15 protein-coding genes and 1 tRNA gene are annotated in these 16,718 nt (G+C 60.8%); 11 read left to right on the top strand and 5 right to left on the bottom strand.

The window, feature by feature from the left end:
- Positions 1-566: 566 nt before the first annotated feature.
- The gene (locus G520_RS0114130; RefSeq protein ID WP_028536230.1) at positions 567-2,750 is read right to left on the bottom strand and encodes a PepSY domain-containing protein; all 2,184 of its coding nucleotides are present in this window, start codon (positions 2,748-2,750) and stop codon (positions 567-569) included.
- Between the two features lie 181 nt (positions 2,751-2,931).
- Between G520_RS0114130 and G520_RS0114125 the strand changes: the two genes are divergently transcribed.
- Both G520_RS0114125 and G520_RS24560 read left to right on the top strand, forming a co-directional pair.
- Complete coding sequence (locus tag G520_RS0114125; protein WP_028536229.1) at positions 2,932-3,642, top strand: response regulator; 711 nt, start codon at positions 2,932-2,934, stop codon at positions 3,640-3,642.
- Positions 3,639-5,042: an ATP-binding protein gene (locus G520_RS24560; RefSeq protein WP_028536228.1), complete on the top strand. Its 1,404-nt coding sequence runs from the start codon at positions 3,639-3,641 to the stop codon at positions 5,040-5,042. The genes G520_RS0114125 and G520_RS24560 overlap by 4 nt, the downstream gene beginning before the upstream one ends.
- Positions 5,043-5,103: 61 nt before the next feature.
- Here the strand turns inward: G520_RS24560 and G520_RS0114115 are convergent.
- The 4 genes from G520_RS0114115 to G520_RS0114100 form a co-directional block, all read right to left on the bottom strand.
- Positions 5,104-5,179: transfer RNA gene (locus G520_RS0114115), tRNA-Ala, on the bottom strand.
- A gap of 75 nt (positions 5,180-5,254) precedes the next feature.
- Complete coding sequence (locus G520_RS0114110; RefSeq protein WP_028536227.1) at positions 5,255-6,043, bottom strand: MetQ/NlpA family ABC transporter substrate-binding protein; 789 nt, start codon at positions 6,041-6,043, stop codon at positions 5,255-5,257.
- Between the two features lie 24 nt (positions 6,044-6,067).
- Positions 6,068-6,736 (bottom strand): methionine ABC transporter permease, encoded by a 669-nt coding sequence (locus G520_RS0114105; RefSeq protein WP_028536226.1) that lies wholly within the window; start codon positions 6,734-6,736, stop codon positions 6,068-6,070.
- Positions 6,733-7,758 (bottom strand): methionine ABC transporter ATP-binding protein, encoded by a 1,026-nt coding sequence (locus G520_RS0114100; protein WP_156876964.1) that lies wholly within the window; start codon positions 7,756-7,758, stop codon positions 6,733-6,735. Before G520_RS0114100 ends, G520_RS0114105 begins: the two co-directional genes overlap by 4 nt.
- 426 nt (positions 7,759-8,184) lie before the next feature.
- On the opposite strand from G520_RS0114100, the gene G520_RS0114095 reads away from it, so the two are divergent.
- From G520_RS0114095 to G520_RS22865, 9 genes are all read left to right on the top strand, one after another.
- Positions 8,185-9,342 (top strand): porin family protein, encoded by a 1,158-nt coding sequence (locus G520_RS0114095; protein ID WP_028536224.1) that lies wholly within the window; start codon positions 8,185-8,187, stop codon positions 9,340-9,342.
- Positions 9,343-9,380: 38 nt separating this feature from the next.
- Positions 9,381-10,823: an undecaprenyl-phosphate glucose phosphotransferase gene (locus G520_RS0114090; RefSeq protein WP_156876963.1), complete on the top strand. Its 1,443-nt coding sequence runs from the start codon at positions 9,381-9,383 to the stop codon at positions 10,821-10,823.
- A 19-nt stretch (positions 10,824-10,842) separates the two neighbouring features.
- Positions 10,843-11,757 carry an EpsD family peptidyl-prolyl cis-trans isomerase gene (locus tag G520_RS0114085; protein WP_028536222.1) on the top strand — a complete coding sequence of 305 codons (915 nt, stop codon included), beginning with the start codon at positions 10,843-10,845 and terminating at the stop codon, positions 11,755-11,757.
- Complete coding sequence (gene epsE / locus G520_RS0114080; protein ID WP_051229410.1) at positions 11,754-12,530, top strand: polysaccharide export protein EpsE; 777 nt, start codon at positions 11,754-11,756, stop codon at positions 12,528-12,530. Before G520_RS0114085 ends, epsE begins: the two co-directional genes overlap by 4 nt.
- A gap of 16 nt (positions 12,531-12,546) precedes the next feature.
- A complete protein-coding gene (epsF, locus tag G520_RS0114075) occupies positions 12,547-13,929 on the top strand; it encodes a chain length determinant protein EpsF (protein WP_028536220.1) in 1,383 nt (460 codons plus the stop codon).
- Between the two features lie 8 nt (positions 13,930-13,937).
- On the top strand, positions 13,938-14,813 hold the full coding sequence (gene epsG / locus G520_RS0114070; protein ID WP_028536219.1) for a chain length determinant protein tyrosine kinase EpsG: 876 nt from the start codon (positions 13,938-13,940) through the stop codon (positions 14,811-14,813).
- Complete coding sequence (xrtB, locus tag G520_RS0114065; protein WP_084637645.1) at positions 14,813-15,685, top strand: exosortase B; 873 nt, start codon at positions 14,813-14,815, stop codon at positions 15,683-15,685. Before epsG ends, xrtB begins: the two co-directional genes overlap by 1 nt.
- Positions 15,682-16,374 (top strand): exosortase-associated protein EpsI, B-type, encoded by a 693-nt coding sequence (gene epsI / locus G520_RS0114060; RefSeq protein WP_028536217.1) that lies wholly within the window; start codon positions 15,682-15,684, stop codon positions 16,372-16,374. The genes xrtB and epsI overlap by 4 nt, the downstream gene beginning before the upstream one ends.
- Positions 16,371-16,718: GDP-mannose 4,6-dehydratase (locus G520_RS22865; protein WP_036666356.1), on the top strand; the 348-nt coding region annotated here is incomplete at its 3' end. The genes epsI and G520_RS22865, both read left to right, overlap by 4 nt.

Below are 16,718 nucleotides of genomic sequence, written 5' to 3'. Positions count from 1 at the left end.
CCCGCACCCGCACCCGCACCCGCACCCGCACCCGCATCCCGCATCCCGCTCCAGCCGCTCCAGCCGCTCCAGCCGCCCCCGGCGTCACGGGGTCATGCCGGCGTCCGCCGGATGTAAACGGACGGCGAGCCGGCCTCCCGGCCGACGCCTGAACACCCGAAGGAGGACGGGAGGCCGGCTCGTCGTCGGGCCACGGACAATCGCCCCCCACGAACGAGACGCCACCACCGCCCCCGGCCCCTGAACGCCCATGAACGAGACGCCGCAACCGCCCACAGACCCTGAACGCCCGCGAACGAGACGCCACCCCCGCCCACGAACCCTGAACGCCCACGAACGAGACGCCACCCCCGCCCCCGGACCCTGAACCTCCACGAACGAGACGCCACCCCTCGTCCACAGGCAATGATCCGCTCCGAACCGGAGACCGCCAGACGAAGCCTGGACGAAAGCCATCCCGAAGAACCGTACTCCGGGATGGCTTGCACGTGCGCATTTTGATGCCACCGGCAAAGATGCTGACAACGATCGATGCAAGCCCCGGGAGGCGCACCGCGACAGACACTTCAGCCGAACAGATCGAGTTTTACCCGGCCCTCGCCTTTCCAGCGTTCGAGCGTCTGCGTCGGGCTTTCGCCTGCGACAGGGCTGGCCGCGAGACTGTCGAGCAAGGCGGCTTCGACGCCCGCCCCGAGCGTGCTGGCACCGCCGCAGACATAGATGAGCGCACCGCATTCTTCCATCCAGCGTATCAGTTCGACCCCCTGATCGCGCAGGGTGGCGCTTATATAGCGTCCGTCTCCCGGTTCGCGTGAAAAGGCGGTATCCAGCCGTTGAAGGGTGCCTTCGCTTTGCGCGTATTCGAGTTGCTGCCGGTAAAAGAAATCCCCGTTGCGTTTGCGATTGCCGAAGAATAACCACACCGGTCCCGCCTCCGCTACTCCCAGCCGTTCGGTGATGAAGCCGGGGAAAGGGGCCAACCCCGAGCCTGAAGCGATCAGAATCAGTGGTCGCGAGCTATCCAGCGGCGGATTGAAGTCGGGGTGGCGGCGCAGACCGGCCTCGATTCTGGCGCCCAGTGGCAGGCGGCACAGAAACGAAGAAGCCAGCCCCAGCCTCTCGGCCCCGTCCTGCAAGCGGGTGCGATGCATGCCTACCGTGAGCTCGATGCGCGCCTCGGCGGCATGCGACGAGGAGCCTATCGAATAGCAGCGCTCGCGCTCGCCGGCGGCCGGCGATACCAGCAGAAGATCGCCGGGGCGGAAATCGTGCGGCGCGCCCTCGATGGCAAATGAAAGATGCCAGGTCTCGTTGAGATCGGCCTGGGCCGGATCATCCAGTCGTTCGCGCGATACGAGGCGAAGACTCAGCAGCGGGTCCAGCTCGAGCGGAGCTTCGCTTGCCTCCTGCTTCACCCCCAGCAAGCCCAGCCAGTGACGCCAGACGCCGGTATCGCCCGCGCTCAGTTTCTGCAGCGGGATGCGTTCCTGCGCGCCTTGCCTGAGCAGAGCCGCGCGCAAAGCGATTCCGCCGCCGCAGAAAGTGTCATAGCGGGTATCGCCCAGAGCCAGCATGGAAAAGACCGTTCCGCACAGGGATGTCTGCTCCAGCTTCTGCAAGAAGCCGGTGGCGGCATTGGGGAGTTCGCCGTGACCCGTCGTTGAAACCAGCAGCAGCGTGTTGCGGAAGCCAGGCAGCTCTTCCGGGTGCAGCGTGGCGAGCGAGGCGAGCATGACGGCTTCGCCGGTCGCACGCAGCGCTTCGGCCGTGGCCTGCGCCAGGCGGGCGGCAGTGCCGGTCTGGCTGGCATAGGCGATCAGTGTCGTATTTTCCGGTGCCTCCGTCAGAGCCGAGCGGGCAGTGCTCTGACGCCTGCGATGCCACCAGCCCAGTATGCCGGTCACTGTCAATGCGGTGAGAATCAAGGCCGAAAGCAGATTGATCAGGCCCGACCAGGCGCCGGCCCAGGTGCCCTCATGCAGCATGCGTACCCAGCCCAGGCCCGAGCGGGTTTGGACGATAGGGCCCGATCGCGGCACGAATGCACTCACCGTACCCGTCGGCGAGGCGATGCTCAGCATGACATTGCCGCGCAGCACGCGCGCCTGGGTCAGGTGGCTGAGGTCCATCTGCCCGTTCGCCGCAGCGATGGCCGCAGTGACGGTCATGGCCGGTCCGGGGGCGGCGGGCGGTAGCGAGGGCCTCCCGAGATGAAGGATCATCAGCAAGGCCGTGACCGGCGTAAGCAGAGTCAGGGGCAGCGCCAGCCAGGCGAGCCCGGCATGCCAACCGCCAAGGGTGTTGCGCAATTTGGGCCACCCGAGCAGCAAGCCCAGAAAAATGATGGCTACCATGATGTAGCTTGCGAACTGCACGATGGCCCCGGTGCCGAGCAGCAATCTTTTATGCAGACGTAATGCCACATCGAAAATGTCGAAAGCAGGCGCGCGAGGCGACGCCGTGCGGACATCGTAGCTACCATTCGGGCCTGCCCCGCGCGTCATCAAGGTGATGGTCTTGCCATCGCCGGACAGGCTGAGTTGCCGGGCCATGTCGTGCGGGTCTATGGTGTGCAGGGTGCTGATCAGCGCCGGCACGCTCAGGGGGGCGGGAGTCTGCGTCGCTTGTACCATCGGTTTGAACGCGAGAACGGCGCCGGACAAGAGAATCAGCAGAAAAACCGGCGCCAGCGCGAGCGCCAGCCAGCGATGGATGCGCAGGATGGGCGTGTAGTACGGTTTGAGTGTCATGTGAGTCCCGACAAGGCTTGTAATATCGATAACGGTATTAGAACCGACAGGTGTAAACCCCGTGTGGCAGCGACCGGCCGTATTGTGAACGGCATGTAAAAAGTGTTACCAGTCTGCATTTTGACGCTGCTCTCGTACGCGACTCGCGTTATGCTCTGCGCAAGACTGAGGAGCATGTGTGATGAGTAAAAGGATTTTGGTCGTCGACGATGATCCGGAATTGCGGTCCTTGCTGCAGAGCTATCTGGGCCATCAGGGCTACGAGGTGGAAACGGCGTGCGATGGAGTGGAAATGAAACTGCGCATGCAGGAGCGAATGCCGGATATGCTGATTCTCGACCTCATGCTGCCGGGAGAGGATGGCCTGACGCTATGCCGGAACCTGCGCGCGAACTCGCGGCTTCCCATCCTGATGCTGACCGCGCGTGGCGATGATATGGATCGCATCATCGGACTGGAGATGGGGGCGGACGATTACTTGCCCAAGCCGTTCAATCCACGCGAATTGCTGGCGCGCATCAAGAGCATCTTGCGCAGGGCGCAGGACCAGGACCCGTACGGAGAACCCGCGCGTAGCCTGACGTTTTCCGGGTGGACAATCGATCTGGCCGCGCACCATCTGGTGGGGGGCGACGGAGTGGTCATCGCTCTGTCGTCCGGGGAGTTCAAGCTGCTGCGATTGCTGGCTGAAACGCCCAATTGCGTGTTTTCGCGCGACCAGCTGATGGATGCGCTGGCCGGACGCGACGCGACGCCGTTCGACCGTACCATAGACGTGATGATCTCGCGCCTGCGCCGCCGGCTGGGGGATGATGCACGCGATCCCGAGCTGATCAAGACCGTGCGCAGCGAAGGCTATATGCTGGCCGCGAATGTGGAGCGGAAGGCATGAGGCGTATCCCGAAAACCTTGTTCGGGCAGATGTTGCTGGTCTTTTTCAGCGGACTCTTGCTGGTCCAGCTAATCGGTATGTGGTTGATGCTGGACGATCGCAGCAGGCTGAATTACAAATTGCTGGCCGAGTATGCCGCTCAGCGGACCGCGGGCATCGCCAGCGTGCTCGATCACGCCGATGCGTACGAACGGGCACGACTGGCGAGTTCCCTGAGCGTGCCGCCGACCACATTGACGATGGATGTGCCCTGGAGCCGGGGGCCGCTTGATTCATCCGATGGCGCACGGGCCTTTGCCGCAGCGGTGGAGCAGGGGCTGGCCCGGCCGCTGAGCGTACAGGTGCTGTCGGTCGAGCAGATTTCGCCCGAACAGCTGGATTTCGATGCCCACGGCCGGGAGTTTCATCGCTCCGGGCATGGCCCTCGCGTTGGCGAGCGCAAGGCGCCGCTGTTTGCGCGTACTTTTCTGGCTCAGGTCAGGTTGCATGACGGTACGGTAGTGACCTTCCATCAAATGTTGCCGCAGATTGCGCAGGACGTGCCCTACCGCATGATTGCCTTGCTGTTGTTGCTGCTGCTATCGGTCGGCCTGTTGTCGGGATGGGCCGTGCGGCGGTTGACGCGGCCCCTGGCCGGATTTGCCAACGCGGCGGCCGGTCTGGCGCAGAATCTTGACCAGCCCCCCCTGATGGAGAATGGCCCGCTCGAGGTCAGGCGCGCTACGCAGGCGTTCAATGCCATGCAGCGCGACCTGCGACGCTATCTTGCGACGCGGTCGCAAGCGCTGTCCGGCGTTTCGCACGATCTGCGGCTGCCGATCACGCGCCTGCGCTTGCGTCTGGAGGAAGTCGACTCACCGTCCTTGCGCAGAAAGATGGAGCACGATCTGTCGGAGATGGACGATATGATCGGGCATACGCTGGATTTTCTGCGCGCAGGCAGCGATGCCGAAACGCCCGTGATGTTGAATCTCGACGCTCTGATCGACAGCGTAATCGAGGATATGGAAGACCTGGGGGCGCATATCGAGCGTACGGGAGCCGTCCGACAGCCGCTGCGGCTGCGGGCCAATGCGATGCGGCGCTGCATCGCCAATCTGCTGGATAATGCGCGCCGCTACGGAGGGGAGGGGCTGATCAGGGTGACGGTCGAGGATTCGGCGACGGAGATCGCGATCCGTATCGACGATCAGGGGCCGGGCATTGCGGCGGCGGACAGGGAGCAGGTGTTCGAGCCCTATGTTCGCCTGGAGAGTTCGCGCGCGCGCCATACCGGCGGCACGGGACTGGGGTTGGCCATCAGCAAGGCGGTGCTCGAGTCGCACGGCGGTCGTATCGAACTTGGCGACGCGCCAGGAGGCGGCTTGCGGGTCAGTCTGACGTTGCCGCGTGCCGGATAGTCAAGCGGAGCAGGCAGAAATGCAAAAACCCGGAGTTCTGTCGAACTCCGGGTTTTTTTTGTGGTGGAGATAAGCGGGATCGAACCGCTGACCTCTTGCATGCCATGCAAGCGCTCTCCCAGCTGAGCTATACCCCCACGAAACCGGTCGGCTTGTTGCTGCCTGAGCGACGAACTATACGGTTTCCGGCTGAGGCTGTCAAGCGATCCCGCTTAAAAAGCCGGAATAATTGAACCTTTGTACTTTTGTTCGATGAATTTCTTCACTTCGGGAGAATTCAGTGCGGCGGCCAACTTCTTGATGGCAGGGGAATTCTTATTGTCCGGGCGTGCCACCAGCAGGTTGGCATACCACGATTTGCCGCCTTCGAGAATCAGCGCATCGCGGGTCGGAACCAGTTTGGCTTCCAGGGCGTAATTGGTATTGATGACAGCCAGGTCGACCTGGTCGAGGATGCGGGGCAGCGCGGCCGAGTCGAGTTCGCGTATCTTCAGCTGCTTAGGATTTTTGATGATGTCATGTTCTGTCGCGAGAATATTGGACGGATCCTTCAACTGGATCAGGCCAGCCTGGCTGAGCAGCAGCAAGGCGCGCCCGACATTGGACGGATTGTTCGGGATGGCGACAGTCGCGCCGGACGGCAGATCGGCGATTTTCTTGATCTTGTGCGAGTAGGCTCCGAAAGGTTCGATGTGAACGGCGGCGACCGATACCAGGTTGGTGCCCTTGCTCTTGTTATAGGTGTCGAGATAAGGCTTGTGCTGGAAGTAGTTGGCGTCGATGCGTTTTTCGCTGACTTGAACATTCGGCTGAATATAGTCGTCGAAGACCTTGATTTCGAGGGTGACGCCTTCGCGGGCCAGGATGGGTTTGACCACTTCCAGGATCTCGGCATGCGGGATCGGGCTGGCAGCGACGGTGAGCGTTTCCGCATGGGTGAGTTGGCCGGCAAGGCCGATGACGGTAGCGGCGAGTGCGAATTTCAGTGATTTGAGTTTCATTATGCTTCCTTTGGGATGAATGGATTATTTACGGACGAAGTGCCGGACCCAGCGATCGCCGAAAACTTGTAAGGCCTGTACCAGGATTACCATCAGCGCGACGGTAACGACCATGACGTTGGTTTGGAAGCGCTGATAACCGTAGCGGATGGCGAGGTCGCCCAGGCCGCCACCGCCAATGGCGCCGGACATGGCCGAATAGGAGACCAGATTGATCGCGGTGACGGTAATGGCCGCGATCAGGCCGGGCACCGCTTCCGGGATGAGCGCACCGAATACGATCTGACGTTTCCTGGCGCCCATGGCCTTACAGGCTTCGATGACGCCGGAATCGATTTCTCGCAGCACGTTCTCCACCAGCCGCGCAAAGAAGGGGGTCGCAGCCAGGACCAGTGGTGGTATGGCGCCGGGGACGCCGATCGAGGTGCCGATCAGCCACACGGTCAAGGGAATCATCACGACGAGCAGGATGATGAAAGGGACCGAGCGCAAGGTATTGACGATGAAGGACAGCGCTCCGTTCAAACCGCGGTTGGCCAGCAACTGTCCAGGGGCGGTCAGGAACAGCAGGATGCCGAGCGGGAGTCCTAGCACGATGGTAAAGAATAAGGAGACGAGGCTCATCACGACCGTATCCTGGGTGGCGGCGGCGATTTCATCCCAATTGCCGATGCTGCTGAAGAATTCAATCATGCGACCACCTCGTAGTGAATCTGGTATCGGTCAAGCTGCGCGGTCACCGCCGGCAGTGCGCCGGGCGTTCCCATGACTTCGACCAGCAACTGGCCATAGGGCGTATCTTTGATGCGCCCGATCGAGCCTTGCAGAATGTTGAAATCGATTCCGGTTTCGCGGGTGGCGATGCTTAGCACCGGTTGATAGGTGGCGGCCCCGACAAAGGTCAAGCGCAGCAAGGGACCGGTCGCCTGCAGCCTCACCGCTGCCAGGTCGGCGCCGGCCATGCCGCCTGTTTCGGCCAGCAGGCTTTGCGTCACGGCATGACGCGGGTGCAAGAACACGTCGCTGACCGCGCCGGATTCGGCGATGCGCCCGCCGTCGATGACCGCGACACGGTCGCAGAGGGAACGGATCACTTGCATCTCGTGGGTGATCAGGACAATGGTCAGCCCAAGCTGCCGATTGATGCTGGCGAGCAGCTCGAGAATCGACTGTGTCGTCTCCGGGTCGAGCGCCGATGTCGCCTCGTCCGAAAGCAGCACCGAGGGCGAGTTGGACAAGGCGCGGGCGATGCCGACTCGCTGTTTCTGCCCGCCAGACAGGCGATGGGGATAGCTGTCGCGCAGGGCTCCGAGCCCGACTAGCTCGAGCAGCTCGTCGACACGGCGGCGGATGGCCGTGCGATCGTGGTTGCCGGCCAGCTTTAGCGGGAACGCGATATTGTCGGCCACGGACTTGGAGTTGAGCAGGTTGAAGTGCTGGAAAATCATGCCCGTGCGCCGCCGCAGGGCGGCCAGTCCGCTGTCGTCGTAACGGGTAATGTCTTCGCCTTCTATCAGAATGCGTCCCGAACTCGGTCGTTCCAACAGATTGAGGGTGCGAATCAGCGTGCTTTTACCCGCGCCGGAACGACCGATGATGCCGAAGATTTCCCCGCGTTTTATGTGCAAGTTGATGTCGTCGAGAGCCGGCTTGGCGGTAGCGGGTGTCGAATAGTGTTTTGTCAGGGCTTCGATGCGTATCACAGTGGTTTCCATCTGTACGGAGTCGGCTCCGTCTCGGCTTTCACTGTAACAAAGTCGATATAGAACGTAAAATCACGTTGCGTGGTAATGATATAATTTTATGGAATATAAAGTCGAGCAGGGCAACCCGCTTGATCGGGTAAGTGCTTGTGAGTGAAGTAATGAAGGGTTAATCTTTGTTACCATTCCTTCATAGCGCAAACATCGGATATGATTTCTTGCAAGTATTTTAACACCGTGTTGCGTTTGTAACTCACCTGTCATCATTAACTGTAGTTGGTGAAAATAGTTGTACCAATTGTTTTATAATATGGTACGTTGGAATCGGCACGCATGTTGTCCACGCCTTGGTGCGAGGAGTGGCCGTGCCGGAGTTCCGGATTGGGTGCCGCGCAGCAATGCACGGGGGATAATGTTGCTGCAATCGAGCGAGTGTTGATGCCTGTAAAACGCGTTATTCGGTGTGCACTGCCTGCGCTTCTGGCTGCTTTCTGCGCTCGCGCCTATGCCGGCTATACGCCGGACGACACCTATTACGCCTATGCCGGTGTCTCATACCGTTACGACAGCAACGTTCTGTCGCTTCCTGAAATCACATCCGTTCCTGCTGTGTACGGAACGTCGGCGCGGGGCGACAGTGCGGTCATCACGTCTGCTGGCGGGCACTACCAGAATACGTATTCGCGGCAGTTGGTGAGCCTCGATGGCCAGTTCTCCGACACCCGCTACCAGACCTATGGGTTGCTCGACTATTACGGCTGGAACGGGCAGGCGAAGTGGAACTGGCAAGCCGGGCGGGACTGGTCCGGCCTTTTCGGTTACCAGGACGTGCGCGACCAGCCGAATCTGAGCAATATCGTGAGCGGTTTTCGCGATGTCGTGCGGACCCGCACCGGTAACTTCGTCGCCGATTACGCCTTGACCAGCAAGTTTGCAGTGGAAGGGTCGCTGACGCAGAGCAGCCAGCACAACCAGCAGTTGACGTATCTCGACTATGAGCAGAGGCAGGTGGGCCTGGCGCTGGTCGGCAAGACCGGCAAGGGGAGCACGCTGACCCTGGCCGCCACCCACGGCAAGGTGGACTATGCGCAGGTGGATCAGTCGAGCTACAAGCAGGATCAGTTGATGATGTCGCTGGATTGGCCGCTCAGCGAAAAAACCCGCCTCAGTGGCAATGTCGGCCGGGTTCGCAGCGAGTCGAATGCGGGTGGAGCGGCCCAGTTTGACAAGATTTCCGGCATCGAAACGCACTGGCAGGCTACGGCCCGCAATGCCTTGAGCCTGGGGCTGCAACAGTCGTTCAACTCGCCGGGCAGTTCGGTGCTGCGCGGGACGACCAGCAGCCGTTACGGAGGGCTGGTACACACGTTCAGCGAGAAAATATCGCTGGGCATGAACCTGCGCCGCGACCGGTATAGCTACGATCAATCGTCGGCGGATTACAGTATCACAACGTCGCGCATCGATCTGAACTGGTCGCCGCACCCTGCGGTGCTCGTGACGGCCTATGCGCAGAATTTGAAGCGCGATCTGGCCGAGTCGAGCAATAGTTATACCGACCGGCAAGTGGGCGTGAGTCTGCGCCTGCTTTATTAGAGCAAACAATCATGAGTGCGAACCAAACGAGTTTGAATATGGGTCATTCCCTGAGCAAACCTGTCCACTCGCTTCCCGTCCTCAGGGACCGGCTCGGCGATCTGGACCGTAGCGCGCCGCTGGCCAGCCTGTTCAAAGCCATCATAGATCCGTTCGTGGTGGTTCTGGTCCTGTTCGCATTGGCACGCCCGTTCGAGATTGCGCAGCATGGAATGCTGCCGATTCTTGCTGCGATTGCCTTTGCGCTTTCTGCCCTGTTTCTGGATGGTACGTTTCTGCTGATGCCGGATGCGCCTGGCCGCTTTCTCGGAGTCGGTCGTCTTGTCGTCTGCTGGGTCGCCCTGATTCTGGTGTTATGGTGCCTGGGCGCCTTGTCCGGGCTGCTGAATTATTTTCCTCCCGAGTTCCTGCTGGCCTGGGTGGCGCTATCGCCTGTCGCGCTGTTGCTGGTCCATGGCGCCATTCGATCGGTGGTTCTGAATCCGGTGCGCTCCAAACTCGGGCTCCATAAGGTCGTCATCGTCGGTGCTACCGAGTCAGGGGCTGCGCTGGCCGATCGCATTCGCAGCAATCCCCAGTTGAAGATGGATTTCGTCGGCTATTTCGATGACCGCGAGGTCGAACGGCTGGATGACGTCGCCGCGCATGAAATGCTGGGGCGTATCGCCGATCTGCATCACTATGTCCAGGCCAACGGTGTGCGGCAGATCTTCATCTCTCTGCCGATGACATCGCAACCGCGGGTGATGGCTTTGCTGGAAGCCTTGCAGGATTGCACGGCATCGATTTACTTCCTGCCCGACCTTTTTATTTTCGACATGATTCAGGCTTGCATCGACGACGTGGCCGGTTTCCCGGTGGTCGGCATCTGCGAGAGCCCCTTTGTCGGCATCGACGGTGTGGTCAAGCGCGCCTCCGACATCGTCTTGTCGCTGATGATTCTTGCCGTGATCTGGCCCGTGATGCTGGCGCTGGCGGTGGCCGTGAAGCTCAGCTCGCCGGGACCGGCCTTGTTCCGGCAGCACCGCTATGGCGCCAACGGCGAAAACATTCTGGTCTATAAATTCCGCTCGATGACGGTGATGGAAGATGGGGACAGCGTGCAGCAGGCGACCCGTTCGGACAGCCGCCTGACGCCGATTGGCGCCTTTATCCGCAAGACATCGCTCGATGAACTACCGCAATTCATCAATGTACTGCAAGGCCGCATGAGTATTGTCGGCCCGCGCCCGCACGCCAATGCGCACAACGAGATGTACCGCAAGCTGATCAAGGGTTACATGCTGCGGCATAAAGTCCGTCCGGGGATTACCGGCTGGGCGCAGGTGAACGGCTATCGTGGCGAGACCGATACCGTAGACAAAATGCAGCGGCGCATAGAATACGATTTGGACTATCTACGCAATTGGTCTATCTGGTTCGACCTGAAAATTATCGCGCTCACGGTGTGGACGGTGCTGCGGGGTCACAATGCCTATTGAACTATGGGGAAGCAAGACAATGACGAGCAATAAATGGGTTGGGGGAGTGGTACTGGCGGCAACGATCGTGGTGGCGGGGTGCGGCAAGCATGATGCCAAAGCGCCGAGCCAGGTGCTGGCCCGGGTCAATGATGCCGAAATCACGGTTCTGCAGCTCAACGGCGTGCTTGCCAACCAGCCCCAGGCCCAGAACAACCCGGCCTTGAAGCAGGCCGCGCTGGAGCAGTTGGTCGAGCAGGAGGTCCTGGTCCAGAAGGCTGCCGAGTTGAAGCTCGATCGCGACCCGGATGTGATGCAGGCGATCGAGCAGAGCAAGCGCCAGATTCTGGCAAATGCCGCCGCACAGCGTGTGGTCGGGAAAATTGACGAGCCGTCGCAGGCCGAAGTCGACGATTTTTTCGCCAAGAACCCCGGCTTGTTCTCGGCGCGGAAGATCTACGATTTCGCGGTTTTCCAGTTGTCCAGCGCCGACCTGAAGGCACCGCTGCTGGACGAACTCAATCATTCGCAAAGCCCGGATCAGACCCAGGTGATGCTGAACAAGGCCCAGGTCAAGTTCCAGGGCAAGATGGCGCGCATGCCGGCCGAGCAGTTGCCGCTGCCGCTGGTATCCCGTCTGACGGGCATGAAGGTGGGTGACGTGGCTCAGCTGCAGCAGGGGCCGCAGACGACATTGCTGCAATTGGTGCATGCCGAGGCCGCACCGGTCGATGCCAAGCAGGCCAAGCCGGCGATTCTGACTTTCCTGCGCAGCCAGCGCGGCCAAAGCGAGGCTCATGCCAAGATCGAAGCCTTGAAGGCCGCGGCCAAAGTCGTCTATGTGAAGCGTTTCAGCGAAACCGCCTCGGCTCCGGTTCCGGCCCCCGCCGCTGCCGCCGCTCCCGCGGCGGCGAAGGATAATTCCCTCAATAACGGACTGAAAGGTTTGCAATGATGCGCTGGCTGCTGATCGTGGTGCTATGTCTGTTTTCCGGGATGGTCCAGGCGGAAAACGCGGGCGAATATCATCTGGGGCCGGGCGACGATATCAAGATATCGATCTACGATCACCCTGACCTGGCGCTGGAGACTGCACTAAGCAAGGATGGCAGCATCGCTTTTCCGTTGATCGGAGAAATTTCGCTGAATGGCATGTCGCCTTCGGATGCGGAGAAAGCGATCGCGGCACGCCTGTCCTCGGGAGGCTTCCTGCTCAATCCGCAAGTTTCGATACTGGTCAGCCAGTTCCGAAGCCAGCGCATCTCGGTCATCGGCGAGTTCAATCATCCAGGACGTTTCTCGCTCGACAGTGCCACCGACCTGGTCGATGTCATTGCACTGGCCGGCGGCATCGCTCCGAGCGGCGGCGACCAGATCGTTATCATCAACGGCAACACGCGGCGCCAGGTCAATCTAAGCCAGTTGATGGCCGAGACCGATCCGGCCAAACGCGTGGTCAAGGTTAACAACGGCGATGTCATTTTTGTTCCGCGCTCGATGGTGTATGTGTCGGGCGAAGTCAACCGGCCCGGTAATTACCGGCTGGAAACCGGTATGACCGTGATGCAGGCGATCGCGGTGGCGGGGGGATTCAATCCGCGGGCGTCGCATACCTCGATCGAGATCCACCGTCTTGGTGCTGATGGAAAAGTCATGGAGCTGAAAGGGCGTTCTTCCGATCAGGTACGGGAAAACGATGTGATTTACGTGCAGGAAAGCTTGTTCTGATCGCGGGGCACGAAGCATGACTCTTGAATTATTCCTTCAGATCCTCAAAGCCAGACGTCGCCTGGCCTTCCTGGTCGGCGGCACGGTCGTGTTGCTGACGCTGGTCGTCAGTCTGATCTGGCCGAAGCAGTACACGGCTTCGACCAGCCTGGCCATCGACGTCAAGGCCAACGATCCTGTCACCGGTTTGCCGACCACGGCCAGCATGCTGCCCGGCTATCTGCAGACTCAGGTCGATATCCTGACCAGTCAGGCCACTGCGCTGAATGTGGTCGATGCGCTGGGCCTGACCCGCATTCCCGAGGCGCAGCATAAGTTTATGACGGAGACCGGCGGCAAAGGCACCATTCGGGACTGGCTGGCATCGTCCCTGCTCAAGGGGCTGGATGTGGTGCCAGGGCGCGAGAGTAGCGTGATTTCGCTGTCATATACTGCGACCGACCCAAAATTTGCTTCGACCCTGGCCAACAGCTTCGCCCAGGAATACATCCATACCCTGGTTGATATGCGCGCCGCGGCTGCGCAGCAGAACAATGCGTTTTTCCAGCAACAGCTCAAGGTTTTACAGGCGAATCTGGAGCAGGCGCAGAAAAAACTGGCCGATTATCAGCAACAGCAAGGCTTGATCGCGACCGACGAGAAGCTCGATGTGGAGACGCAGCATCTCGGCGAGATCACGTCGCAGTTGGTCGGCGCGCAGTCGGCGACCTTCGATGCCCAGGCGCGCGCGCGCGGCGCGGATGCGGCGCCCGATGTGCTGAACAATCCGCTGGTGCAGCAGTTGAAGAACCAGCTGGCGCAGGCCGAAGTCAAGTTCAAGGAAGAAGCCGAACGCACCGGACCGAACCATCCCCACTACCAGCAGGCTCTGGCCTCGCTCAATGCCACGCGTCAGCAACTGGCCGATGTGACTCGCCAGTATGCGGGTGGCTTGAATAATGCGGCCAGCAATTCAGCCGCGCGGCAGGCCGCCCTGCTGAATGCGGCCAAGGTGCAGAAAGACAAGCTGCTCGAGTTGAAGTCGCAGCGCTCGGTGGCCGGCGTGCTCGAGAGCGAAGTCGCCAACGCGCAACGCGCGTATGACCAGGCCTTGCAGCGCTATTCGCAGACCATGCTGGAGAGTCGCTCCGATCTGGCCAATGTGGCCGTGCTCGAAGCGGCCAGCGAGCCTTTGCGTCCTTCGCGACCTCTGATCATGCTCAATCTCATCGTCTCCATCCTGGTGGGAGCGGTGCTCGGTGTCGGTGCGTCGATGCTGGGCGAGTTGCTCAATCGCCGTGTGCGCAGCGTGTCTGATCTGGAAGCCATGCTGGAGTTGCCGGTACTCGCTGTCATCAAGCCCGATGCCAAGCCGCGTTTCCGTCGCGGTATCGGCTTTTTGCGCCTGAAGAGAGGATGAGCCCGCTTATGAAAACCGAGCCTATCGTGAAAGACATGACCGATACCCGCACCTCTACCGTGGGTCAGTTGCTGCTGGATCGCGGCAAGCTGACTCTTGCCCAGGCCGAAAAAGCCCTGCTGCTGCAAAAAGAGGAGAATCTCCGCTTCGGCGAGGCGGCGATCAAGCTTGGCTTCATCACCAGCCAGGATTTGCAGGAGGTGTTGTCCGAGCAATTCGACTATCCCTTCTTGCCTGGCGACGACGAATCGTTGAGCCCGCAGCTGATTGCCGCTTACAAACCGCAGTCCGCCCAGGTCGAGGCCTTGCGCAGTCTGCGCAGTCAACTGATGCTGCGCTGGATCTCGCTGGGCAACAAGGTTTTCTCTGTCACCAGCCACGAGTCGAATGTGCGCTGCGGGTGGCTGGCGGCCAATCTGGCGATCGTGTTTTCGCAGTTGGGCGAGCGGACCTTGCTGATCGACACAAATCTGCGCGCTCCGCAGCAGCACCGGTTGTTCAAGCTCGATAACCGGGTCGGCCTGGCCGACGTGCTCGCCTCGCGCGCGCGGCTTGACTGCGCCCAGCGTATCGGCCACTTGCTCGATCTGTCGGTACTGACGGCCGGCACGCCGGTGCCCAACCCGCAGGAGTTGCTCGGGCGGGCCCAGTTCGGCGAATTGCTGGAGGAGGCGGCGCAGCGTTACGACGTTGTCGTGGTGGGAACGGCTCCCATGCATAATGCGGCCGACGCACAGATCGTGGCGGCGCGAGCGGGAGGCGTCCTGCTGCTGGCCGAGAGCGGCAAGACCGCGATGGTGCCGCTGATGCGCTGCCGCGACGAATTGGTGGCTGCCGGTGCGCGTATTCTCGGCTGCGTGCTGGACATGGGCGAGGGCGCCTGATGATGAGAGCCGATGCGACATCCGCGCTGGGAGAGAACATGGCGCGCCTGCGCCGCCACGGCTTGCTCGTGCTGGGGCTGCTGGCCTTGCTGCTGCCCGGTTACTGGCATCTGGCGACCACGGTCTGGAGCGACGATTCGCAGGCGCACGGTGCCATCGTTCTGCTCATCACGATATGGCTGTTCTGGCGCGAGCAGGATCGCTACATCGCGGTAGCGGCACACTGCGCGACCGTGCCAGCCCTGGCCAGCGCCCTGCTGGGCGGGCTGCTTTTTTTCGTCGGACGTTCGCAGGACATCCCCCTGCTGGAGATTCCCGGGCAGATCGCGCTGGTGTTGGCCCTGATTCTCTACTACCGGGGCTGGGCCGGGGCGAGGGTGTACTGGTTTGCCTTGTTGTTCTGGCTGGTGGTGATTCCGCTGCCTGCCGTGGTGGTCGATCCGCTCACCCGTTCGCTGAAGCAGGATGTGTCCATCCTGGCGGAATGGCTGCTATACAGCGCCAATTACCCGATAGCACGCAGCGGCGTGATCCTCAATATCGGTCCCTATCAATTGCTGGTTGCCGATGCCTGCTCCGGGCTGAATTCGATACTGGCGCTGATGGCGATGGGGGCGCTGTATCTGTACCTTGCCGGGCACAAGGGCCTGAAACGCAATGTGCCCCTGTTGCTGGCGGTGGTGCCCATCGCCGTTCTGGCCAATGTCGTTCGTGTCGTGACGCTTATCCTGGTGACCTTCTATTTCGGCGATGCGGCGGGGCAGGGCTTTGTGCATGAATTTGCCGGATTGCTGCTGTTTTCCATGGCGATGGTCCTGTTTTTCCTGCTCGACTTGCTGCTCGGGCGGATTTTCGAGCGGAGGCAGGGATGAATTTCGATAAGCGCAGTCTGCTGCCGGCCGCGGTGATGCTGATCCTCGCTGCCGCCGCCAATAGTTTCCAGCCGACCGAGGTCATGGCGAAGAGCAAGCCCTTGCATCTGGAGCAGGTATTTCCCGCCGCCTTCGGCGCCTGGCATCTCGATACCTCGCTAGTCCCGCTCGAGATCGATCCCGAGTTGCAGGCCAAATTGAACCGAACCTATAACGAGACGCTGTCCCGTACCTATATCGATGGCAGCGGCAACCGCATCATGCTGTCGGTTGCTTATGGCGGCGACCAGAGCTCCGACAGTACCCAGGTGCACCGTCCCGAATTCTGCTATGCGGCGCAAGGCTTCGTTCTCACCGCACCGCGAGACACTCTCTATAGCTTCGAGCGGCGTTCGTTGCAGCTGCGCGAGCTGGTGGCGCAGCAAGGGCGCCGTAATGAGCCGATAACGTATTGGGTGACGATAGGCAATCGCAGCACCGTTCCCGGCTTCGGCCGCAAGATTGCCCAAATCGAGTATGGACTGATGGGTAAAGTCCCCGATGGCATGCTGGTCCGTGTCTCTTCCATCAGCGACAACAATCCGGCGGCTTTTGTCCTGCAGCGCCACTTTATCCAGGATCTGTATCGGGCTGTTCCCGATGGCTATCGCGATCGCGTTTTTGGTTCGAACAAAAAGGATAACTCATGACTAAGATTGCTCTTATCACCGGTGTCACCGGCCAAGACGGCTCCTATCTGGCCGAATTCCTGCTGGACAAGGGCTATGAAGTCCATGGCATCAAGCGTCGCAGTTCCTTGTTCAATACCGATCGCATCGATCATTTGTACCAGGACCCGCATGTCGCCAAGCGCACCTTCACCTTGCACTACGGCGACCTGACCGATTCCAGCAGCCTGATCCGCATCATCCAGCTGGTGCAGCCGGATGAGATCTACAACCTGGCCGCGCAGAGCCACGTCGCCGTCTCGTTCGAGGAGCCCGAATACACGGCCAATGCCGATGGCATCGGCGCCTTGCGGATCCTCGAAGCG

Source organism: Paludibacterium yongneupense DSM 18731, assembly GCF_000422925.1.
GTDB classification, from domain to species: Bacteria; Pseudomonadota; Gammaproteobacteria; order Burkholderiales; family Chromobacteriaceae; genus Paludibacterium; species Paludibacterium yongneupense.
Note: the sequence above shows the minus strand (reverse complement) of the source record. Positions and strands in the feature narration are given on the sequence as shown.